The sequence below is a fragment of the Saprospiraceae bacterium genome, from assembly GCA_016719615.1.
Lineage (GTDB): Bacteria > Bacteroidota > Bacteroidia > Chitinophagales > Saprospiraceae > Vicinibacter.
Window position 1 is genome coordinate 186,706 of the sequence record JADJYQ010000007.1, and the last position, 23,621, is coordinate 210,326.

General features: G+C 37.2%; 18 protein-coding genes and 3 pseudogenes. 10 read left to right on the forward strand and 11 right to left on the reverse strand.

Going from position 1 to position 23,621, the window contains the following annotated elements; translation table 11 throughout:
* Positions 1 to 32: 32 nt before the first annotated feature.
* Together IPM92_15330 and IPM92_15335 are read right to left on the reverse strand one after the other, a co-directional pair.
* Positions 33 to 551 (reverse strand): GNAT family N-acetyltransferase, encoded by a 519-nt coding sequence (locus IPM92_15330; protein MBK9109701.1) that lies wholly within the window; start codon positions 549 to 551, stop codon positions 33 to 35.
* Positions 552 to 719: 168 nt separating this feature from the next.
* The gene (locus tag IPM92_15335; GenBank protein ID MBK9109702.1) at positions 720 to 1,055 is read right to left on the reverse strand and encodes a hypothetical protein; all 336 of its coding nucleotides are present in this window, start codon (positions 1,053 to 1,055) and stop codon (positions 720 to 722) included.
* A 448-nt stretch (positions 1,056 to 1,503) separates the two neighbouring features.
* On the opposite strand from IPM92_15335, the pseudogene IPM92_15340 reads away from it, so the two are divergent.
* Both IPM92_15340 and ric read left to right on the forward strand, forming a co-directional pair.
* A pseudogene (locus IPM92_15340) lies at positions 1,504 to 1,933 on the forward strand (Rrf2 family transcriptional regulator).
* 12 nt (positions 1,934 to 1,945) lie between these two features.
* Positions 1,946 to 2,673, forward strand: a pseudogene (ric, locus tag IPM92_15345) (iron-sulfur cluster repair di-iron protein).
* A gap of 1,015 nt (positions 2,674 to 3,688) precedes the next feature.
* On the opposite strand, the gene IPM92_15350 reads toward ric, so the two are convergent.
* Positions 3,689 to 3,883 carry a hypothetical protein gene (locus IPM92_15350; protein MBK9109703.1) on the reverse strand — a complete coding sequence of 65 codons (195 nt, stop codon included), beginning with the start codon at positions 3,881 to 3,883 and terminating at the stop codon, positions 3,689 to 3,691.
* Positions 3,884 to 4,176: 293 nt separating this feature from the next.
* Here IPM92_15350 and IPM92_15355 point away from each other — a divergent pair.
* The 4 genes and pseudogenes from IPM92_15355 (at position 4,177) to IPM92_15370 (ending at position 7,301) form a co-directional block, all read left to right on the forward strand.
* Positions 4,177 to 5,344 (forward strand): annotated as a pseudogene (locus tag IPM92_15355) (acyl-CoA dehydrogenase family protein).
* Positions 5,345 to 5,601: 257 nt separating this feature from the next.
* On the forward strand, positions 5,602 to 6,324 hold the full coding sequence (locus IPM92_15360) for a site-2 protease family protein (protein ID MBK9109704.1): 723 nt from the start codon (positions 5,602 to 5,604) through the stop codon (positions 6,322 to 6,324).
* Between the two features lie 107 nt (positions 6,325 to 6,431).
* Positions 6,432 to 6,689 (forward strand): hypothetical protein, encoded by a 258-nt coding sequence (locus IPM92_15365; protein MBK9109705.1) that lies wholly within the window; start codon positions 6,432 to 6,434, stop codon positions 6,687 to 6,689.
* 165 nt (positions 6,690 to 6,854) lie between these two features.
* Entirely contained in the window at positions 6,855 to 7,301 is a 447-nt protein-coding gene (locus tag IPM92_15370; protein ID MBK9109706.1) for a hypothetical protein, read from the forward strand.
* A 562-nt stretch (positions 7,302 to 7,863) separates the two neighbouring features.
* Here IPM92_15370 and IPM92_15375 read toward each other — a convergent pair.
* Entirely contained in the window at positions 7,864 to 9,873 is a 2,010-nt protein-coding gene (locus IPM92_15375; protein MBK9109707.1) for a caspase family protein, read from the reverse strand.
* A 157-nt stretch (positions 9,874 to 10,030) separates the two neighbouring features.
* Between IPM92_15375 and IPM92_15380 the strand changes: the two genes are divergently transcribed.
* Both IPM92_15380 and IPM92_15385 read left to right on the forward strand, forming a co-directional pair.
* Positions 10,031 to 10,537 (forward strand): DUF4920 domain-containing protein, encoded by a 507-nt coding sequence (locus IPM92_15380; protein MBK9109708.1) that lies wholly within the window; start codon positions 10,031 to 10,033, stop codon positions 10,535 to 10,537.
* A 107-nt stretch (positions 10,538 to 10,644) separates the two neighbouring features.
* Positions 10,645 to 11,718: a class I fructose-bisphosphate aldolase gene (locus tag IPM92_15385; protein MBK9109709.1), complete on the forward strand. Its 1,074-nt coding sequence runs from the start codon at positions 10,645 to 10,647 to the stop codon at positions 11,716 to 11,718.
* Positions 11,719 to 11,899: 181 nt separating this feature from the next.
* Here IPM92_15385 and IPM92_15390 read toward each other — a convergent pair whose 3' ends face one another.
* The 6 genes from IPM92_15390 to odhB all read right to left on the reverse strand — a co-directional run bounded on the left by IPM92_15390 (position 11,900) and on the right by odhB (position 18,735).
* Positions 11,900 to 12,286, reverse strand: coding sequence for a hypothetical protein (locus IPM92_15390; protein ID MBK9109710.1), 387 nt, complete (start codon positions 12,284 to 12,286; stop codon positions 11,900 to 11,902).
* Entirely contained in the window at positions 12,222 to 12,698 is a 477-nt protein-coding gene (locus tag IPM92_15395; GenBank protein MBK9109711.1) for a cupin domain-containing protein, read from the reverse strand. The genes IPM92_15390 and IPM92_15395 overlap by 65 nt, the downstream gene beginning before the upstream one ends.
* Before the next feature lie 87 nt (positions 12,699 to 12,785).
* Entirely contained in the window at positions 12,786 to 13,085 is a 300-nt protein-coding gene (locus IPM92_15400; GenBank protein MBK9109712.1) for a hypothetical protein, read from the reverse strand.
* Positions 13,086 to 13,329: 244 nt separating this feature from the next.
* Positions 13,330 to 13,959, reverse strand: a complete 630-nt coding sequence (locus IPM92_15405; GenBank protein MBK9109713.1) for a response regulator transcription factor — start codon at positions 13,957 to 13,959, stop codon at positions 13,330 to 13,332.
* A gap of 142 nt (positions 13,960 to 14,101) precedes the next feature.
* Positions 14,102 to 17,203 carry a hypothetical protein gene (locus IPM92_15410; GenBank protein MBK9109714.1) on the reverse strand — a complete coding sequence of 1,034 codons (3,102 nt, stop codon included), beginning with the start codon at positions 17,201 to 17,203 and terminating at the stop codon, positions 14,102 to 14,104.
* A gap of 320 nt (positions 17,204 to 17,523) precedes the next feature.
* Positions 17,524 to 18,735, reverse strand: coding sequence for a 2-oxoglutarate dehydrogenase complex dihydrolipoyllysine-residue succinyltransferase (gene odhB, locus IPM92_15415; GenBank protein MBK9109715.1), 1,212 nt, complete (start codon positions 18,733 to 18,735; stop codon positions 17,524 to 17,526).
* Between the two features lie 230 nt (positions 18,736 to 18,965).
* Here odhB and IPM92_15420 point away from each other — a divergent pair, with 230 nt between their 5' ends.
* Complete coding sequence (locus IPM92_15420; GenBank protein ID MBK9109716.1) at positions 18,966 to 20,519, forward strand: SulP family inorganic anion transporter; 1,554 nt, start codon at positions 18,966 to 18,968, stop codon at positions 20,517 to 20,519.
* Between the two features lie 43 nt (positions 20,520 to 20,562).
* Here IPM92_15420 and IPM92_15425 read toward each other — a convergent pair whose 3' ends face one another.
* Positions 20,563 to 21,657, reverse strand: a complete 1,095-nt coding sequence (locus tag IPM92_15425; protein MBK9109717.1) for a VWA domain-containing protein — start codon at positions 21,655 to 21,657, stop codon at positions 20,563 to 20,565.
* A 296-nt stretch (positions 21,658 to 21,953) separates the two neighbouring features.
* On the opposite strand from IPM92_15425, the gene IPM92_15430 reads away from it, so the two are divergent.
* Positions 21,954 to 23,504 carry an LTA synthase family protein gene (locus tag IPM92_15430; GenBank protein ID MBK9109718.1) on the forward strand — a complete coding sequence of 517 codons (1,551 nt, stop codon included), beginning with the start codon at positions 21,954 to 21,956 and terminating at the stop codon, positions 23,502 to 23,504.
* Positions 23,505 to 23,621: the final 117 nt, after the last annotated feature.

Sequence of the window (23,621 nt, forward strand, 5' to 3'; positions counted from 1 at the left end):
CTTTATCTAACAAATGCTGATGGTTTATTTCTTCAGAGTGCAAGTTTCATCATAAGATCCGTCTGCATTTCACTGCCTAATTTGAATAAGTGTTTGTCAAATGTTTGAAAACCATTTCTCTCATAAAACTTGATAGCTTTGAGATTTTCTTCCCAAACTCCCAACCAAATATAATCTGCATTTTTGTTTCCAGCAATTTCAAGAGCTTTGTTAAAAAGATCCTGCCCTAAGTTTTTACCCTGAAATTCTCTGAGCACATAAATCCTTTCTATTTCCACACCCAGATCGGATTGCAATTCGGTCTGTGCCTGGCCAAAGTTTAATTTCAGATACCCTACAACATCTTTGTCATATGTCGCAAAATAAAATTCCGAATTTCCATCACTTAGCTCAGATAATAGTTTCTCTATTGAAAATTCCTCGTCCAAATACTTTTTCATATTCTCTGTAGAATTTACAGATGCAAATGTTTCTGTAAATGTTTGCCGACTTATTTGTTGCAAACGGCCAATGTCGTTCGTTGTAAATTTTAAAATTTCAACTTGCTTCATGATATCAACTTGAGCATCAAATAAAATAATTAAAATTTCAAAACGAAATAATTTGTATTATAAATTGATAGGCGAAATCCATTAAATAATTGGCACAAGCATTATGTTTGAAATCCTTCCAACCAAGTCAATCCATACTTTATGCTAAGACTGACACTAGTTCCAAATTTACATTCGTTTATAAATTCCATCAAAAGCCACACTTAATATTTTACCATCTGCATCTACAATATCCCATTTTTGAGAGACCGCACCATTTTCCAAGACTTGCCAGGTGATTTTGTTCTTGTAATTGTAATTTTTTCCTTTGATTGTTTCACTTTCCAAAATCATCTTGCCCATCACAAAATTTCCTTTTAATTTCAGAATCGTGCCTTTATTATCGAGGTATAACTGATTCCATGTTTTCTCAGTTGGATCGTAATAATTATAACTGGTACCCGTTAACTGGGCTGATTTCCAATTCTCGAGAATGACGCAAGAGTCTTGTATATACTGAATCACATTTTCACCCACCTTAATCCCCTTTGGATTTAAAACTTCCCATTTCCCAAGCCAAAGTCAAACTGCCTGTGTTGCGGAGAAGAACAGGCTTGTGCGTTTTGACTTTGGAGATTGCAGACCAAAACAAACATGAATAAGAGTGAAATCAAATTTCTCATGGATAGAAAATTTTTTAATAATAAGCATACCAGATTTTAAACTTTGAATTGCCAATTCAAAAGATAAATTTATAACTTTCTCCTTACTTAAAAATTAAAATCACACTTCTACAGCCTAGATATAAAATAAAGGAGTTGGTTTCAGCCCTTAGACTTGTCCTTTCCATTAAAAACTCGTGTTTTCAAGTATGAAATGCACATTTTTAATAAAATTCTGCAATTAAAATAATAACGGACATATATGTCCATTATTATAGAATATAGTTTAACTTTGTAAAAAATTCAGAAACATGTTCTCCAAAGCTTGCGAATATGCTATAAAAGCCAGCCTTTATATCGCCATGAAATCGGAAGGCAATGCCAGGGTAGGGCTACAGGAGATTGCTGAAGAAATCCAATCACCGATTTCGTTCACCTCTAAAATTCTACAAAAACTTGTAAAATCAAAAATCATCGACTCCCAAAAAGGCCCGACAGGTGGTTTTGAGATCAAAAAAATCAAAGCTGCAAAAACCAGCTAGCGAAATAGTGGCAGCCATTGATGGGGACTCCATATATATGGACTGCGCACTGGGTTTTGCGCATTGTAATGAGAAAAAACCTTGTCCGCTGCATTTTAAGATTAAAGCATTACGCGAAGAGCTCAGACAAATGTTGGAACATACCAGTCTCTTGGATTTATCAAAAGACATTCAAAAGCGCAAAACATTTTTAAAATAAAAATTGATAGCTATGATCACATTAGACATTACATCTCAGCCTACTGTTGGTTCCTTTGTAGCCAGGGATTATCGGACAGCCGCTGTATTTCAGAAATACGGCATTGACTTTTGTTGCAAAGGCGGAAAAACCGTTCATGAAGTCTGCAAAAACAAAAATATTGATGAAAACGAACTCCTTCACCAATTGGATCATGTGTCCAGACAAACCGAAGGACAAGCCATTGATTTTCAATCCTGGTCTCCGGATTTGCTCGCAGATTACATCGAAAAAAACATCATCGATACGTTGAACAAATGATCGAAACAATTCCTCCATTTCTGGACAAACTTTGTAAGGTACATGGAAGTAATCACCCGGAATTGTATGAAATCACCAAAGAATTTAAAACTTCGGCTTTGGAATTGAGCAATCATATGCAAAAGGAAGAATTAATCTTGTTTCCTTACATCCGCCAAATGGTTCATGCTAATCAACAGAATCAAAGACTTGAAAGACCTCCTTTTGGAACTGTAGAAAATCCCATCCAAATGATGCATCGCGAACACGATGTGGAAGGCGATCGTTTTCGTAAAATCTCACAACTTAGCGATGCCTACACCCTCCACCGGATGCTTGCACAACCTATCGGGTGGCGTTTTCTATGTTGAAAGACTTTTGAAGATGATTTGCACATGCACATTCACCTGGAGAATAATATTTTGTTTCCGAAGGCTGTTGAGCTGGAGTTGCAGTATTAAATTTTACCAAAAAAGTAATCTTACTAATACAACATACCAAATAACCAAATAGGAATCGTCTGTCTGTTGCCGATTTCAATTTGGTCCTAAAAAAAGCATTTTGATAATTTTTAATTTGCCTATTTGTTTTATTTTTTCCATCAACTTCTAAAATATATTTTTCATTCACTAAAAAATCCCCATATAATGCGGCTTTGACTTGATGGGCATTTTTTAATTGATTTAATAAAAAGCATTGCCTTACCTGTCCTATTTCACAATGTCCAGGGGCCAAAGCATACATCACATTTGTGTTTTGCAGGTATATTTTTTCTGCCTTTCGCATGACACCGGCATCCCTGCCCATTGGCAATAGCTGATGGATAAGTTCCGCTTTTTCCAATATTTTAAAATAATGCATTAACGCATTTCTGTTTGTCTGAATAATTTCTGCAAGTTTACTGATATTAGGTTTAAAAGGAACAGAAACTGAAATATGATACAAAAGTTTTCTTAGTTTATAAATACTTTCATATTCGATGGACTCAACAGAAGGCAGACCATTTTCCAAAATCATCGTTATAACTTGAAGCAATTTTGGGGCATAGACCTTTTCCCCTTCCAAATGATATGGATAATATCCGATTTTCAGATAGGCCTCAAAATATTCAAATGGCCTTAATTTCCGGGAATAATCTAAAGCGATCTCTTCGTGTTTATATAGTACGTCTTCCAGAGATATTGGTTCTAAAGAAATATTTCCATTCATGAGCATAAATTCCCTATAAGAAAGTCCATAAAGCTGGTAACTAGTTAATCTCCGACTGAGATCACCAATTCCCTTGTAAAGTTCCAAAATTGAGGAACTGGTGAAAACCAATTTCAAATCCGGATAACTGTCGTAAACATTTTTAACTCGCGAGACCAATTTGGATATTTATGCACTTCATCAATCGCCAGTATTTTTCCCCTTTTAAATAAAAGTGATGAGCGAAGTCCATTAGTGAATTCGAAGTAAAATAAAAATCATCCAAGCTTATGTAGATTGCCATATTTCCGGCAAGTTTAAGCTCTTTAAATATTGCAGTAATAATATAGTCTTACCAGTGCCTCTTGCTCCTTTTATGGCAATTAGTCTTTGAGTCCAATCAATTTGATTAAATAAATATCTGGGATGCAGAACATCCAATTTACTGGTCAATCTTTGAGATTTTTCAATCAAATAATTCATTTTGCAATTTTGAAGTAACAAATTTATAGATATTTTGCTATTTTAAATTATCATTTTATGAATTATTGAACTAATACATTGAATATCATATAATTGTGAGTAATTTTTTTTTAATATTTTCAAAAATTGGCAACATTTCAGCTGAAATGAAAAATTTCATGCAATCGGGTTCATTACTTTTTGATATATCTCACTACTCCTGTGAAAAAAAGGGATATCGTTCAAGCCTGACTGCTATTCAGTCCCACAAACTCTGCATCTTTGGTTTTATCTTCGCGGTTTAATCGATTGATATGTATTTTACCTTAACTGAGGAACAATTGGCCGTACAGGAGGCCGCCAGGGAGTTTGCCCGCAGGGAATTATTACCGGGTGTGATCGAAAGAGATTCTAAAATGATCTACCCGAAAGAGCAAGTCCAGAAATGGCCGAACTCGGATTTTAGGCATGATGGTCTCTCCTGAATATGGCGGAGGCGGTATGGACACCATTTCCTATGTTTTAGCCATGACCGAAATCAGTAAAATTGATAATTCCTGCTCTGTCATCATGTCTGTGAATAATAGTCTCGTCTGTTGGGGACTCGAAAAAATGGGCACTGAAGAGCAGAAACAAAAATACTTGCCAAAACTTGCAACAGGAGAATGGATTGGCGCTTTTTGCCTCTCCGAACCCGAAGCCGGGAGTGACGCCACCGCACAAAAGACCATGGCTGTTGATTGTGGCGATCATTATCTATTAAACGGTACCAAAAACTGGATCACCAATGGAGGCAGCTCCAATGCACATCTCGTGATGGCGCAAGCTGACCCCACTCAGGGCAGCAGAGGTATTTGCACTTTTATTGTAGAAACTTCATGGCCGGGCGTGATCATAGGCGCAAAGGAAGATAAGTTGGGTATTCGCTCATCAGATACACATACGATCATGTATAATGACGTTAAAGTACCCAAAGAAAATTTGCTGGGTCCGGCAGGAGACGGTTTCAAATTTGCCATGAAAACCTTAACCGGTGGCCGCATTGGAATTGCCTCACAAGCATTAGGTATCGCTTCCGGTGATATGAGTTGGCCATCAACTATGCCAAAGAACGGGCAACTTTTGGCAAACCCATTGCACAGCATCAGGCCATTGCATTCAAACTTGCAGATATGGCCACTGAAGTCGAAGCGGCAAAATTGATGGTGCTAAGAGCAGCATGGAGGAAAGATCAGGGTATGGATTTTACAACAGCTGCCAGCATGGCAAAAATTGTTTGCATCTGATGTCGCCATGAAACACACGGTTGAAGCCGTTCAAATTCATGGCGGGTATGGCTTTGTAAAGGAATACCATGTAGAACGCCTGATGCGGGATGCTAAAATTACCCAGATCTACGAGGGAACTTCCGAAGTACAGCGCATTGTTATATCAAGAGCAATCTTGCAGGGGCAGTTGTATCAACCGATGTGGGGGGAGTAGGATTATAGGGGAAAGGCTGAAGGCTAAAGCTTGGAAGAGATTATGGATTATGGTAACAAAACTAACACTTGTTAGGTTTACATATACTGAATATTTATTGAATTTTAATTCGTTATTTATTGCGAATCAACATTAGCTTCTTCTTTACTGTGATCTGTTAACTGCCAATTGAAAACTTCTTCAAGACTACCAACTGAAAACTTCATTCCAGCAACCATCAACTAACAACTAACAACTATCAACTAACAATGCTTTCCATGTTCGAAAAAGCCTGGTATATAGGGTCCTTCGCGAAAATTCCCGTGAAAATCCACTGGACCTTTCTATTGATTCTAATTTATATCATTGGTTCCGGTCTTTCCGAGGGTGCATCTACCAAAGAGATCGTCATTGAAGTTTGCTTTATTCTTGCTATGTTTTTTTGTGTGGTCTTACATGAATTTGGGCATGCCCTTACCGCACAACGTTATGGTATCAAAACAGAAGATATTATCCTGCTACCTATTGGCGGTGTAGCACGATTGCGCAATATGCCCGAAAAACCTATCCAGGAATTGATTGTAGCCATTATGGGCCCAATGGTAAATGTTGTCATCGCATTGTTGCTTTTCATTTTTCTTAGTATATACATGGATATCAATATTTTTAGTCTGGATCTTTTGGAAAACATTCATTTTGGAAACTGGTCGGGATTTTTGCCTTTGTTGATGATCTCTAATATCATGTTGGTTCTCTTCAACATGATTCCTGCTTTTCCGATGGATGGAGGTCGCGTTTTGCGGGCTTTACTTTCTATGAATTTCGGCAGGCTAAAAGCTACGCGTATTGCCTCTCTGGCCGGACAAGCGATCTGTATAGTTCTAATAGCCATCGGTCTTTATTATTCAGCATACACGCTGGCATTAATCGGCGTTTTTATTTTCTTAAGTGCTTCTCAGGAATACCGTTCTGTTGCTTTGGATACGGCACTCAAAAAATAAAACAGTAAGAACTTGTTATCAAAAAAGATGTTCCGCCATTAACTGAGTATCTGGATCTTAAAACTGCACATGAGCTCATTTTACATTATCCGTATCAATATTTTCCGGTGATTAATCTTATGGGAAGTTACAGCGGTTGGGTTTCTGCACAACAGATAAAAAAGGCGAACAAACAAAATCAAGAATCAAAAATATCAGACATCAGTCATAAATCACTATTGAGCATTCATCCGGACACAAGCCTCACAAATGCACTCCACAATATGCAAAGCGCCAACGAATTGCTGCTCGTTGTGGAAAACGAACAAGTGTTAGGTACCATTGATCGCATTTCATTACAGCAGTATGTTGGGATGGTGGAATGAGTGTGAGAGCTTAAAGCGAAAAGGTAAAAGCTAAATTTGTTTAGAATCAAGTATTTGATACGCTATCACCAAAAGTTAAGAGTTAAGAGCAAAGAGTAAATACCCACTAAACATGATTTGTTTAACTTTCCAACATAGTTTTACTTTTGCTAAAATTTTCATCTAATGTCTACAAATAAGTCATATAGTTTATTTCTTATTTTTCTACTACTTCTTTTAATCTCCTGCAATAAAGAAAAAACCTGCAGATCTGCAGATCCTTCAGCCAAAAAAATCATCAACCCCAATGGCGACAGCGAACTTGCGCTTTTAATGCGGGAAATGTATGACGAGACTTTTGAATTAAAACAAATGATAAATGCAGGTAAAACCGAAGCGGAATTCTTTGACCATGAAAAAATTCTAACCGCCCATGCCACCGAACCGGAAAAAGCGGCCTCAGCCGAATACAAGGCCTTTGCTCAAGCCTATTTGCAACAAGTCAAGCAACTGAATAACAGCAGCCCAGAATTGAAGAAAGAGCATTTCTCCAATTTGATCAGCCAATGTAAAAATTGTCATAAGGCTTTGTGCCCCGGGCCAATTGTAAAAATAAATAAGTTGGAATTTTGAGGATGAAAGAAGGATGTCTGTTAGTCTGTTAGTCTGTTAGTCTGTTAGTCTGTTAGTCTGTTAGTCTGTTAGTCTGTTAGTCTGTTAGTCTGTTAGTCTGTTAGTCTGTTAGTCTGTTAGTAAACAACACGCACTAATGTATGTTAGTTCAAATAAATACAACTTTTTTTAAATTATTTTTCCGAACTTGACTTTCTATAAAAATATTACTTTGAGCTTTTGACTGCTTGTATGGAATGGGTTGAAACCCATTCCTATTCATAGTTGAGGGTTCATTTTATGTGTTTTGGGGCTTATGTTTTTAAATCAGACTTTTTTATGTTCTCGCCTTTGTATCCGGCTGAAGCCGGCATAGGTTTGCGCTATATTGGCTGGAATGGGTAGGCTTAATTTCTTGTAGGAATCAATACAAACTAATGTATGTTAGTTCAAAATAAATATAAATTTTTTAAAATTATTTTTATTAACTTTATTTGCCAAAGAATGCTGCTTGACTATTGACTATTATGACAATTAAAAATCTATAATCTATAATCCTTACTCCATATTCCACTACCTAGTCTTATTCCCGGATAAATCCTACCGGCATTTGTTCGTCGTAATCTCCGGCGATCATTGGAGTTTGTACATTTCCAGTGTATTCGCGTACATTTTTATAGATGTATTCGAAAAGCTCTTTAAGTACAATTGTTTGATCGCCATCTGCGTCTGCATCGCCTTTTAAACCGCGGATTAAAAAATGTGAAAAAACGCCTTGCCGTAAACCGCCATCTTCTAATGAATATTCTTTGCTTTTAGAGGACATGACAAATGCAGTGCCGCCTTTACTTTGCGCCAGATCTTCGTAATAATGCATCAGCGATGATGAGAACGAACCTTTTTGCGCAAGAACGCTGCCTGAATGACAGGCATCGATAAAACAAATTTTGTTTTTAGCGCGACTTTTATTGATGATGTCTTTGACTTCATCGTGCTTGAGAATATTTTGAATGCCGTCATAATCGATAGGCAAAAAAGTGCCTTCGAGCCCGTGACCGGAGTAATACAACATCACTACGTCGTTTTCATCGGCTCTTAGAAAAACCTGATTTAATGCCGTGAGAATGGCATTGCGACTGGCATCTTCATCAATCAAAACGCGAACCTGTTGATCTTTGAGTGCTCCGCCCTCAGGACTTTTCAAAAAGGCATAGACTTTATAAGCATCGTCATCAGAATATTTTAAAACGGGCATATGGTCATATCGTGCAATTCCTATGATTACTGCCCAGATTTTGACTTCTTTACTGTGTTCCACAGCTACATTGGCATCAAAAATAAATTCTTTACGTCTGCTCAATTCTTTCACAGCTTTACCATGATCCCAGACTGCACCGTAAATTAAACCCGATGTAAAATACATCATGCCTTCGCCGTTGGGCGAATGATTTTTCCATTGACCTTCATAGCGGTCACCATTTGAGTAATAACAAATGCCTTTTCCTACTGGCTCGCCATCGACAAACTCCCCTACATATTTAGAACCATCGGCATATTTGAAAACGCCTCGACCCGATTCGCAGAAACTGATATTGCAATCCGGCAATTCCGATTCGGGCTCCATTTCTATTTTGGCTTCTATTTTTTGAATCGGCTTTTCCTGAACTATAGCTTCCTGAATTTTAATTTCCTGCTTGATTTCAGGCTTTGTTTCACTACTCGGCACTTGATCAGCATGTTGAACTTTGGTTTCTTCCTTTTTTTCTTTTGGTTTCTCACCAAAAAAACGGTCAACATCAGAATTATCTGTTACAATTTCACTTTTGCTGGAATCTACCGTCGAACCAAAAATTTTGTTGAAATATTTTTCTTCTTCGCTTTCTGTTTTCTCGGAAATAGGCAGCTGTTTTTCCAAAACGATCTCCTGATGATCGAGTTTATGTTCTTCATCTTTTTGTTGATCAGTTGCAGCAGTCACAACAGCTTGCTCCATAGGTTTTGACTGTTCTTCAACTTGTAATTTGATCATTTTGTCGGCCGACCATTCTGCTGAGACTATCTTCCCATTTGCATCATGAAAATTTCCGAGCCCATGTTTTTTACTGGCTTTCCATTGGCCCGTAAAGTGAGCTCCTGATTTATAATACAAGGTTCCTTGCCCTTCAAATAAAGCATTTACAAAGTCACCTTCATAGCGTTCTCCTGTTTTAAAATAATAGCTCCATTTACCGTTCGGTTTGTTGGCATACCAAAGGCCGATGTACTTGTCGCCTCTACCAAATTCCATGACTCCATGGCCTTGCATGAGATTTTGCTCATAAATCCCCGTGTAGACATCGCCATTGGCGAATTCCATCTTACCCTCACCCTGTCTCAAATCCTTGCTCCATTCACCCAGATATTTGTTTTGATTGTAGTAATAGTAAATACCTTTTCCTTCGCGCAAACCCGAACGAAATTCGCCTGTATACCTACTACCATCGGCATAAACCATGGTACCAAAGCCATTGATGCAATTTCCCCTGATACAATTCTGGGCATTTAATGCCAGGCTTAAAAAAACTCCTATGGAGATCAATAATTGCGTTTTCATAGATATGCTGATTTTATGTAGAAGACAGATGCTATAGGCCCAAAGTTATATTAAATAAAAAGCTAATATATAAAATATCTGTTTTAAAAGCGCTGATGAGTTGAAAACACAAATTTCAAGGGTATTAGTATCTTTGCATCCTAAATATTTCGTTAAAATGAAACATTATCTATTAGGACTTGGATTACTGGCCCTGTTAAGTTGCAAAAATGAGAAAGCTGCAGAAACTGTACCAGAATCGAATCAAACAAACGCTTTAGCCTATTACGGTGACAGCATATCTACCGATAGCGCTTTAACGGTAGATGAAACGATTCAATCACTGGCAGGCAATGACAGTATTATGACCTCTGTGAGCGGATACGTAACAAGCGTGTGCCAAAAAAAGGGTTGCTGGATGGTTTTGAGCCAAAACCCGGGCGACACTACCGGACTTTTTGTAAAATTCAGAGATTATGGCTTTTTTGTTCCTTTAGATTTTTCAGGTAGCAAAGTTGTAATACGTGGAAAAGCATTCAAAGAAATCACTTCTGTGGATGATTTGAAACATTATGCTGAAGATGAAGGGAAATCTGCAGATGAAATAGCGAAAATCACGGATCCTCTGGAGGAATTGAAATTTATGGCCGATGGAGTCGCTTTGATTGAAAATCCTACGAAATAATTTTTACCAACTTGTCAGTTTGTTACTAAATAATTATTTGTCAAGATTTTATTCAAATGATTTTCTCTCTTTCTGCGTTCTAAAGAATATTTTATACCGTATTGAATATGCCAAAAACTTCCATTTTCGAATTATTGGGAAAACAATCTTCGTTTTACCTTGATCACGTTTGTAAAACGATTCCAAAATCTACATTGCATCTTCCCGCTAAAGATAGCGTTGATAAAATCTGGACCATCAGCAACAGATCTAATCAAACGCTTCGGAACCTATCTGCGCTTTACAACAGTGGCAGATTGTCCGGGACGGGTTATGTGAGTATTTTACCTGTAGATCAGGGTATCGAACATAGTGCCGGTGCTTCGTTCGCACCCAATCCGGAGTATTTTGATCCGGAAAATATAGTTAAACTAGCCATTGAAGGTGGTTGTAATGCAGTTGCTTCTACTTATGGCGTACTTGCTTCTGTTTCGCGTAAGTATGCGCATAAAATTCCTTTTATCGTTAAAGTTAACCACAACGAATTATTAACTTTTCCTAACCGTGCCGATCAACTCATGTATGGTGTGGTGGAAGATGCATGGAACATGGGAGCAGCAGGAATAGGTGCTACTATTTATTTTGGATCTGAAGAAAGTGGCCGCCAGATCGTTGAAATTGCAGAAGCATTCGAGCACGCACATCAATTAGGTATGTTTACGGTATTGTGGTGTTATCTGCGAAATTCGGCATTTAAAAAAGATGGCGTTGATTATCATGCAGCAGCCGACCTTACCGGTCAAGCCAATCACCTTGGAGTGACCATACAGGCAGATGTCATTAAACAAAAATTACCTACAAACAACGGGGGTTACAATGCATTGAATATGGGAGGTTCTTCATACGGTAAAACCAATCCGAAAATATATTCTGAACTTACATCCGATCATCCCATTGACTTGTGCAGATACCAGGTAGCCAATTGTTATATGGGACGCGTTGGTTTGATCAATAGCGGTGGAGAATCAAAAGGTGCCGGCGATCTTTCGGAAGCAGTTATCACTGCGGTGATCAATAAACGGGCTGGTGGAATGGGTCTGATATCCGGAAGGAAAGCTTTTCAAAAGCCGCTTAAAGAAGGTGTAGAATTATTGAATGCCATACAAGATGTTTACCTGGATAAAAAGATCACAATAGCCTGATCCTGATATACGAATTATTAATTATCTGAAGAAGTTGGTCACCATTAAAGAAAATTATCTGCTCTGAATTTCTCTGCTATCTTATTTTACAATTTGTTTATTTGGGCTTTGGAGCTCAAATAAAAGGACCCGAAAAAAATAAAATTTCTTCGGGTCTTTGATAGTGATTGGCTTGTATTTCTTAGTTTGTTTTCAAACTTCCCTTAAATTCATAATGTAAATCTGCCTGTCCTTGTTTTCGCCACACGAATTTCCCCTGAATCTGGTTTTGCGCAAAACTTCCTTCGAAATCTATCTCTCCTTCGCTAGGACTTTTCGTGGTGCATTTAAAATTCGTGCCTTCCTTCGAAACATTGGTAGTGTAAGAAGCAGGACCAAATCCATACTGCCGACAACCCTCTGAATCAAATGTTCCCTTAGCAAAAACGAGCACATCAGGGTCTTGTTTTTCCGGTTTTCCGGTTTCCCAGGAACTTACCTGAAATGTTTTTCCATCGAGCGTTTCAGCACTTTTCTGAGCACAGCTTATTTGCCCCAGAATTACAAAAAGCAGAAAAAGATAATTCACATTTTTCATATAAATAGATTAAGATGATTAAAATCCTGTATCGCTTGCGCATTACTTCAACTACAACTGCCTTGATGGATGTGTTGCCAATATTCTTTGCTGAATGCGATTCAGACGGAAAAATAACACCCATACCACTCTCCAATTTTACAATTTCCTTATGGCCATTTGCATGTGCAACTTCAAGGGTTCCACCTGTAACCACATAAACCGCATGATCCGGATGAGTATGTAATGCAGCTGCTTCTCCAGGCTCAAACTCTATTTCAAATAGTCTCATTCCCAGTGTATCTGATAATAATTTATATACATTGGGAGCAGCTTTTAATACATCCTGCGATTTAAGTTCAGACAAATTAGAACTTAATCCAAAGATAAAAATAAGTGCAAGTAATTTAAATACATTTTTCATAATCCTATTTTTTAAAAATTAAATAATCAATTTAAGAATTCAAAATTCGAAGTCCAATACAGCTATTCCTCTGAAAAATTTAGAATTTTATGCCCAGTTAAGTTCCCTTAGGATTTCCCGATGTGATGATTCTATATTTGGTTTAAACTGTTGGTACCAATCTTTCCAGCTCTGCTTTTGCATTTCACCTAACATTCTGTTTTCATATTCACTTAATGTATCAAATCTGGATTCAAGTATTAGTCTGTACGAATCTCCTGTGAAATCAGCGTACATCTTGAAATCTGCCGGATTAAATACCCCAGATTGAGCAGCACTTCGCATCGATGCTGCAGCTTCTTTAAACATACCAAACTTAAGTCTGAAAGTATCTCTTATGACGTACATAAAATTTGTTTTTTAAATGATGATGCAAAGATTGGTCACGCAATTGTTGCTTGCAATCCCATATATATGTGAATTTACAAAGTAGCCATGCAATCCTTGTTAGCTTACCTCAAACTAAAACAAGTGTTCAATCGGCTTCAAGTTATGAAGCATTAAATCCTCTGCATAAGTCATTCTGTTTAATTCTTCTCATTATTAAACAAGAATGAATTTTCGCGGCAAATAAAATTTAAATCATCTTACATTAATTCGATCCAAAAATCTTTGCAGCTGCTTCTGTAGCTGAATGCACCTGCAATTTTTCGTAGATTTTTTTAATATGTGATCGCACTGTTTCGAGCGAGACGTTACATTTATCGGCAATCATTTTATAGCTGTGTCCGCTTGTAAGCAATTCCAGAACCTGTTGTTCTCTTTGTGTCAAGCCAAACTGCTCTGTTGATTTAATATTCGTTTTTTGAAAGGCTTGAATCACTTTTCTTGCAATACTTGAAGTCATTGGAGCTCCTCCATTTAAAACATCTCTAATGGCATCGGGTATGAATTGTAAGGGTGTACTTTTTAATAAATAACCCGACGCTCCGTTGCAAATAGCTTCAAGAATATTATCATTATCTTCAAATACCGTCAGCATAATAATCGGCAAATTTTTGTGATAGGCGCGCACTCTTTTTAATCCTTCGATTCCATCAACACCATTCATAGAAATATCCATCAATAATACTGTTGGATTGAGTTGATTTACTTGCTCAACAATTTGATTACAGTTTTCAAAGGCTGCCAAGACTTCAAAATCATCCACCATATTAAGAATGTCCGTGAGACTTTGTCTGAAGTAGTCATGATCTTCAAAAATGATAATTCCGGTTTTCATTTACTTTTCAAATATAAGTATGAAACAATAAGCGATGAAATATATTTTGATATGGGCCAACAAATGAAATTTCAATTTTCGCATCTTAGTTTCTCCCTCAAAATCTAACAAAAAGGTATAAAGTAATTATCTAAAAAGTGATTCATTTTATTCGTGCATCCCATGATATATCTATTTTGGTTCCCTTGCCGGGTGCAGAATCTAATTTGTATAACATATGTAGTGCAGCTACCCGCTCCCTAATATTTTTCAACCCATTGCCATTTTTTTCTGTTTCCGGATTAAATCCAACACCATTGTCAGAAATTTTCAGAATGACTTTATCCTGGACGACGGAAATAATTATGGAAGCAAAATTCGCTTTTGAATGCTTCGCCATATTGTTTAACAATTCCTTGTATATCAATAAAAAGTCTTTTCTAACATCCAAAGGTAATATCCTTCCGCTTGGTTGACTTTCCACTTTAAATTCAAATGGAATTTCTGCGGCTTCGAGAAATTCAGATGCATACATTCGCATGCGTTCGATCATTTTATCCATCTGATCGTTATGCGGTTGCAGTGACCAAATAATTTCACCCATCATGTCAATTGCTGACTTAGAAGCTGCCTGAATTCTTTCGACAAATTTACCTTGGACTTCAGGTTCTAATTTATTTTGCATCATCATATGACTGGTCAAATGAATACCACTTATACTGGATCCAACTTCATCATGCAAGTCTCTTGCAATTCTCATACGAAGTTGCTGAATATGTTTGTTCTCCAAGATTTTAATCCGAACATAAATCAAACCAATGGCCAATAAAAGTAAAACCCAAGCAATGGTGAAGGATTTTGATTTCCAAAAAGGCGGCAATATCTGAATTTTTAACAGGTCCGGGCTTTCAAACCATTGACCATCATAATTTGATGCTTTAATATGCAAAGTATAATCACCACCCTTCAAATTAGCAAAATGTGCATCCGTTCTGTTACCCGTATAGATCCATTCCTTATGTAGTCCATCCAGTTTATAGGCATAATTCATTTTGGAACTATTCGCATAATTTAAAGCTACAAATTCTACTGAAAAAATATTATGTTGATAATCAATTACAACAGGTTCCAAAATTCCCTCTTTACGCCTTAAGGGAATTTCAACTCCATAAACCTGCAGGGAACTTATGTATAACTCATGGGCTTTGATTCTTCTTAATGAGTTGTGTGGGTTACTGATGCTGATTTTGCTGTTTGAAGAAAACAACATGGTACCATCTTTACTCAGGCAAACGGCACCCTCCATTCGATTACCTGCCAGTCCATCAGACTGAGAATAAACGTGGAAGCTTCCATCCCTATGATTAAAATAACATAGACCCTTGTTGGTAGATAACCACAAATTTCCTTCCGCGTCTGGCGTTATAGAATTGACAGAACTGCTTGGCAACCCTTCCTGTCCTGTAAACGTTTTCATTTTATAGGACCGGGTATCCATACGCGTCAAACCATTTTCTGTTGCGACCCACAACATTTTATCAGCATCTTCATACAAATCAAAAATACTGTTATCAGGCAGTGTATGGCTTTGGCTTTTAGAGTGCCTAAAATAAGTAAAGGTCTTTTGTCGGGTATCAAACTTACTTAGTCCGCTGTTTTGTGAGCCTATCCATAAATTGCCGCCATAATCTACTAATAGACATAAAATGGTATTGTCCTGAATACCATTATAATTTGAATGGCCGTCGTATTTAAATTGTGCACATGTTTTTCCATCCCTGGATATTTGAAACAATCCTTCTGATGACGTAGCAATCCAAATATTTCCATGCTGGTCCAAAACCATTTTTCTTGCGGAGTTGAACATACAAGTGACCGGTAATGGAAATATTTTGCAAAGCTCTGTACTTTTATGATAGATCAACAAACTCTCGTTTTGTAGAACAAATACAGAATCCCCTATATTATGAACTTCATAAATTCGTTGATTCAAAGCACAGCTAAGCCGGGTACCAAGTGTGTGAACTGTTTCAAATATTTGCCCATTTTTGTAAAATCTTAGCAAGCCCAAACCCGGCACGGTGACAAAATAAAACGGATTTACGGAGTCTGTTAAATCTTCCACGATCTGATAGGGCATTCTGTAAATAGACCGTTCATCTCCGGAAACAGGAATATGAATAGTTGTGAATCTATGTGAACTCCGGTCATACTTACTTAGGCCACCATTACTTGCAATCCAAACAATTCCATCTTTATCAATAAGAATATCATTGATATAATCGTCTAATAAGCTAAATACATTTTCAGGATCGTGAAGAATTTGTTGATAATAATTTCTTTTACCCGGATGAAACAAAAAAATGCCAGCTCCATAAGTTCCAACCCACCAAGTTTCGTCATTTAATATGCCAATATCTGTCACAATATTGGTACGTATATCTTTGCTATAATTATTTTTATAATGGGTGATTTCAGTATGACCTTTTGCATTTTGAGTTAACATATTCAAACCTCCCATCCATGAACCCAATAACAAAGTATCAGCAGACAATTTTTTTATAAACCTGCAAGTAGTTGAACTTGCCAGCAAATGCGAAACCGGAGAATGAACTTCGATGGTATATCTTTCATTTGTACAAATGTCCCATATCCACACGTTACTTTGATTGGTACCTACAAACAAACGGTCGTTAGTATCGACATAGATGGACTTCAAACTAATGGAAGGGTCATCTACCATTATAAAGCTACGTTGTATAGATCCGTTGAGGCCAAGCAGATGTACCTTTGTTTTAGTACTGAACCAAACTCTATTCTGATAGTCTATGGTGAGACTGTGTATTCTGAAAAGATCGAGCGCCTCGAGTGTGTCAGGTAATGGAATTCTAAAAAATCTGTCTTCACTGTAATCATAATAACATAATCCTCCATTTGTAGCCACCCATATTCTATTATGGCGATCTACTATCATATCATTTACGATATTATTGGAAAGGGAGCTTTCATCATTTCTAATGCTCTGATATCTTTTAAATTTTTTGCCGTCATACTTCGCCAAACCTTCATTGGTTCCCAACCAAATAAATCCCATACTGTCTTGCACAATTTTACGAACCGGACAAGGCAGGCCCTGTAATTCTGTGATGCGCTCGAATGGAATGGAGCTCATTTGGCTTTGCGCAGTTATGCAACTAAAGAAGAGTACCACCCACTGAAAGGTCCTTAAGCAACCCGGACTTGCAAATATGTAATTGAAATGCATAATCGATTTCAAATGTAATCAAATTTTATAGGATCTTTAGGAAAAGTAGGCGAAAGTCAATGCGAAAAGCTCAAAGGAATTTATTTTCGGATGATAGCCTATAAAGCATAAATTTTTTAATGCTTAAACATTAACCAACGACATTTGATTTTTGCCTTAGGATGTATTCTAAGTGAAGATACCATACATCAAAGAAAAATAAAATGTTGCAAGTTGCAAGCAACATATTTCATTTTATGAATTAAACTAACACTCATTAGTTAAATGCAATCAGGGAATGCTTCAAATTAGTTTTATGATGTCAGCTTTTAAACGAGTCTCTACAAATGTAAAAACATCTTTACCGGATCTTCCAATAATTCTTTCAGCTTCACCAGAAAACGAACAGATGAGGATCCATCGATCAGTCGATGATCGTATGAAAGTGCCAGATACATCATAGGTCTGATTGCGATCTCACCATTGACAACAACCGGCCTGTCTTTGATCGCATGCATACCCAAAATAGCAGACTGAGGCTCATTTAAAATAGGGGTACTCATTAAAGATCCAAAAATACCACCATTCGTAATGGTAAAGGTGCCTCCGCTCATTTCATCTAATGAAAGCGTAGCTGTTCTCGCTTTATCTGCCAGTATTTTCAATTGTTTTTCAAACGCATGGATCGTCAGTGATTCAACATTCCTGATCGGAGGTACTACCAAACCCGAATCTGTGGAAATGGCCACTGAAATATCTACATAATCATGATAGATAATTTCCTCACCATCAATAAATGCATTGACTTCAGGCATTTGCATTAACACCTGACTGCAGGCTTTGGCAAAAAGCGACATAAAACCGATTTTTATACCATATTTTTTTTCATAAGCCTCGTTGTACTTTTTGCGGAGATCGATAAGGGCAGACATGTCGACTTCATTAAATGTAGTGAGCATGGCAGTATGATTACGCGCTTCCACCAATCTTTTAGATATGGTGCGTCGCATTCTGCTCATTTTTTCACGCCGATTTGATCGATTCAATACATTAGAATCATGACTTGCAAAAATAATTGGTTGTTGAACTTGTTTAACATGCTCAGCTTGCGAAACTGCTTTGTCTGCAACTGCTTTTAATGCATCTTCTTTGGTAATTCGACCCTCCTTTCCGGTGCCAGAGACTTCAGAAATGGTAATGTTTGCCTCTCTCATTAGTTTAGCAGCAGCCGGGGCGGGTTCTCTGATTTCAGATTGGCTACTTGAAGTTTGGGAAAGGACCTCTTTTTGTTGAGCGGTTTGCCCGGTCATCTTTGAAGAAGTATCTATGCGTGCAACCAGAGCTCCAATAGGCAGGTCATCTCCTTCTTTTGCCACATGGATCAGTTTTCCACTTGCCTCTGCAGGAAATTCCAAAGTTGCTTTGTCTGAATCGAATTCACAAATTGCTTCATCCATTGAGACAAAGCTCCCATCTGGTTTCAACCACCTAGATAGAGTGACTTCGGTAACCGACTCACCTATAACCGGAACTTTTAAATCGATAATTGCCATACTTTAGATTGCAACAAAGGTAACTGTGAAAGAAATTTGACCATCCAAAAAAAATAATAAGTCGGTACTTGATATTAACCCCTGGTTGTCCTGTAATGTTCATTTAACTTATTATTTAATTTTGCTTTGCACTACACAAAATTTGCCTTCATACCTTGCATACTCTTGAATCTACAAATTCGTTTTTTTCAAATTAAGAAGTCAATATTGAGCCTTCAAAATGATGACCAATGAAACGAACATTTAAATATTACCGGATCATGTGGTTGCGACATGACCTTTCATCGGGTATTTCCGTTTTTTTAATTGCACTTCCATTATGCATGGGTGTGGCTCTGGCTTCGAATGCACCTATTTATGCAGGAATTCTTTCCGGAATTATTGGAGGTATTATCGTAGCCCTGATCAGCAAATCTCCATTTGCAGTGTCGGGCCCTGCAGCAGGCTTAACAACCGTTGTCGCAGCTGCCATAACATCCCTGGGTGATTATAAATTATTTTTACTTTCTGTTTGTATTGCAGGATTGTTCCAGATTCTTTTGGCAGCTTTGAAAATTGGAATCATTGTTAATTATTTTCCTTCATCTGTCATCAAAGGTATGCTGGCTGCCATAGGTATTATTTTAATATCGAAACAAATACCAATAGCTCTGGGCTATGACCAACCAGATTTTTGGACCAGTGGATTTCTTGAAGTTTTCGCTTCCCATAACTTTCTGGGAAATCTTTCAAACTTTTGGGCGCATGTAAGTTTCTCGACCATCCTTATTACTTTCCTTTCTTTAATCATTCTCATCTATATTAAATTTACAAACAATAAAAAAATAAAAAGTTTTCCCGCTCCTTTTATCATCGTATGTCTAGGTATCTTATTAAGTTTTTCGCTAACTCATTTTACTTTCGGCCTTCCATTAAAACCAAGCCAAATGGTTGAAATTTCTTCCAATATTTTTAGCGAAATGACATTTCCGGATTTTTCACAACTCTTTTCTAATTTTAAAATTTGGGAAAACGGGCTCATTATTGGATCACTGGCTTCTTTGGAAACCCTTTTAAGTATAAACGCGCTTGACAAATTGGATGCCCATAACCGGATCACTCCGGTCAATCGGGAATTATTTGCACAAGGTATCGGCAATATATGTTGTGGCCTTTTAGGAGCCATTCCCATCACGGCGGTAGTGGTTAGAGGAGCTGCAAACATTGATGCAGGGGCAAAAACAAAAGCATCCGCTTTTACACACGGTTTGCTTTTATTAGGCGCAGTTTTGACGATTCCTTTTATTTTAAATCTTATTCCCTTTGCATCATTGGCAGCTATACTATTGATTACAGGATATAACCTGACGAAACCAAAATTGTATAAAAGTATGTTTACACTAGGTTCGAATCAATATCTGCCATTTATACTGACCATTGTAATGATTCTACTTACCAATTTATTAGTAGGTGTATGTATTGGTTTGCTTTTATCGATTTATTACATTGTGCAGAAAAATTTTAAAGCCGAATATAAAATCACAAAGACACATCAAGGAGGAATAGAAACTTATTACATTAAACTGAACTCCAATGTGACATTTTTAAATAAAGTCAATCTCCGAAAAGTTTTAGACGACATTCCCGAATACAGCATATTGACGATTGATGGCAGTGATTGTAATTTTATTGATTATGATATTCTTGAAATTATTGGAGAGTACGAGAATAAAGCTCACGACAAACATATTGAATTGCATTTGTCCGGAATTGAAAAAGTAGAAACAACCACCTTACATCATTAATTATTCTCTACTATAAATGATCAATTTGAGACAAGCAGTTGATTCAGTTCATATTTTTACTCAAGGCCTCCGTTAAAAGTTCCGGAAATTGATCGGGAGAGCAGGCAAAACATGGAATATCCAAGTCAGCGATTTGCTTTGCGAGCATCTGGTCATACTCCGGAGTGCCGCTATCTGTAAGGCTCAACAGACTATAAATCTTAACTCCACGATCAAGTAAACCATTGAGCTGCAGAATAAGGTCTTGTTTGTTGCCACCTTCATACAAATCGCTTACCATAAATAACAAACAATCTGAAGGATTCCGCATTTTTTGGGCGGCATACCTCACCGCCAGGGCAATATCCGTGCCCCCTCCACACGCAGCGCTAAACAACAATTGAACAGGATCATCATATTTGTTTGTAAAATCCAAAATCTCCGTATTAAAAAAAATAAGTTGCGTTTCTACCGTTTTTATAGATGCCAAAACAGACGCTACAATTGCAGTATAGACCATGCTTTCAATCATGGACTCGGAAATATCGACGAGAATAAAGATTTCTGGGATTCGGGTAGCTTTCTTATATCCATACCATTGCACAGGAATGATAGAGTTCAGATTGTTTTGATAATGCTTCAAATTCCTGTGTATCGTTTTATTCCAATCGATTACGCTGGTTGTCGGGTGTATTGGTTTTGACAACTGTACTTTTGCTTTTTGCACCGCAAAGATCAGCTTGTACTTCAGTTTTTGTTCAATTTCAGACACCAAATGTTGCACAATTTGTCGGGCTGCAGCCTTTGTTCTATCGGGCAACAAATGTTGCAATTGTAAAATAGTAGCAACCATAGAAATAGAAGGTTCAAGTTTTTCCAACAATTCGGGTTCCAATAGCATTTCCTTTACACCCTGACGTTCAAGCGCATCATTCTGCATGATCTGCACTACTTCCGTTGGAAAATTCAGCCTGATACCATCCAACCACTTCTTGATTTTTAAAGATGATTTACCAAATCCGCCACCTTCCTTTGCTCCATAAACCATTTGTAGCAAATGCTCCAGGTCTTTGTATTCTTGCGTAAGTTCAATATTATTTGGTGCTTCATCCTCCGTTCCCAGAACCAATTTCCACCTACTCAGACTATTGCCTTCCATTAAAGCAAAATTAGTATTTTTGGGCGCTCTTTTATATGATGACAGGATATCTGAAATGGATTTTAAGTTTATTTTTATGTTGGTTGATTTGGTTTAGCCTATTGCGCATATGTTTTATAAGCTTTGAGCACTTTTTCCATTACACCATAAGTCTCTCTGATTTTTTTAAAGCTATGTTTCATGGTTTGTATATGGATTTATCCATGACCGGATATTTGATCTTGATTCCTTTCCTTCTTTTTTTCTTAAAGAGTTATGTCCCATATGATAAGATCGTTTACTACTATCATATCCTTTTGATAGCAATAATCTCCCTTTTATATGGTTCTGATGCAGTGTTGTACCGCGAATGGGGTTATCGACTAGATAAAACGGCCTTTATGTATTTAACGCAATTCCGGGAAGCCGGTAATTTTATCGCCCCATCCAATAGTATCATGGGTATCTGCTTAAGTTGCTGTTTTTTCATAACCGGTTGGTTTATCTTTCAAAAATTCAAATCAATTTCCGAAATATCGACGCACAAGTACTTGTATGTGCTTCATTTTCTTTGCATTCCGCTTTTAATTTTACCTATCAGGGGTGGCATTGGAATTATACCTATGAATCCCGGAAAAGTATATTTTAGCACTCATGCATTTTCCAATCATTCGGCACTTAATGTTCCCTGGAATCTCTTATACAGCTTCGAAAAGTCCAACAAAACCAGACAGGATATTATCCTTTTAAATTCCCAGGCTACAGATGAAATATTGGCCTCTAATATCCTGGGTCGAGATACTAACAACTGTTCGTTTTTAACATTGAAGCGTCCAAAAATTCTAATGTTTCTATTAGAAAGTTTCACTGCCAATTTGATTTATAATAATTTTGAAGAAACAGAGATCACTCCCGGGCTCAATCGCAATTTTAAAACAGGGGTTTACTTTAAAAATGCATATGCTTCCGGAGATCGAACGGAAATGGGAATTGCTGCAAGTCTGAGTGGATTTCCGGCACAACCCTTTTCTTCTATCCTTCATTATCCCGATAAAACATTAAAATTACCATCTATCCTTACAGATTTGGAATTTGAAGGATATCACACTGCGTTCTATTATGGCGGAGATGTGAGTTTCGCAAACATGAATAGTTATTTTTTGAATGCAGGTTGTGACCGCATTTTGGATAAGTCTGCATTTCCTTCTTCAAGTTATAATGCCAAGTGGGGTGTTCATGATCACATTTTATTTGAAAAAATTTACGGAGACATTATAACTGACACTAGCTTGTTTTTTAAAATCTGTTTGAGTCTGAGCAGTCACCCTCCTTATGATGTCCCTGAAAAAACCAAATGGGAAAGTATCCGTGAGGAAGTTCAATTTCTGAACACAGCTCACTATACAGACAAACATCTGACAAGGATGTTGGATCAATTAAAACAACTTCCAATTTGGAATGAATTACTTATTGTGATTGTTGCCGATCATGGTGCCAGGTTCCCAGGCAATCATCCTTTCCATACTCCTGAGAAATTTCATATTCCCATGTGGTTTGGAGGAGGTGTCATTCAAAAAGATACCATTATTCAAACAATTGTTAGTCAAAGTGATTTGCCTGCTTTGCTATTGGAACAAATGGGCTTACTCCATCACGAATATACGTTTTCAAGAGGACTTTCATCCAGCTGTATTCCATTCGCCTACTACGCATTCAACAAAGGTTATGGCATCGTAGATTCATGTGGCACCAAATCATGGAGCCTTGATCCGCATCAGTTATTATTGAAAGTTTCAAGCCCTTGTACCCCCGATGATTTAGGAAAAGCATTCACACAAAAAGTATTAAATGTCTTTGAATCACTTTAAGCGCGCTCGATTAACCAGTTCAAAAGGCAATACATTATTAATTTAAGCTTGCGAAAATAAACCAGGATATTTTTCGTAAAAAAATAACAAAAGAATTTACTATTTCATAAAATCAGT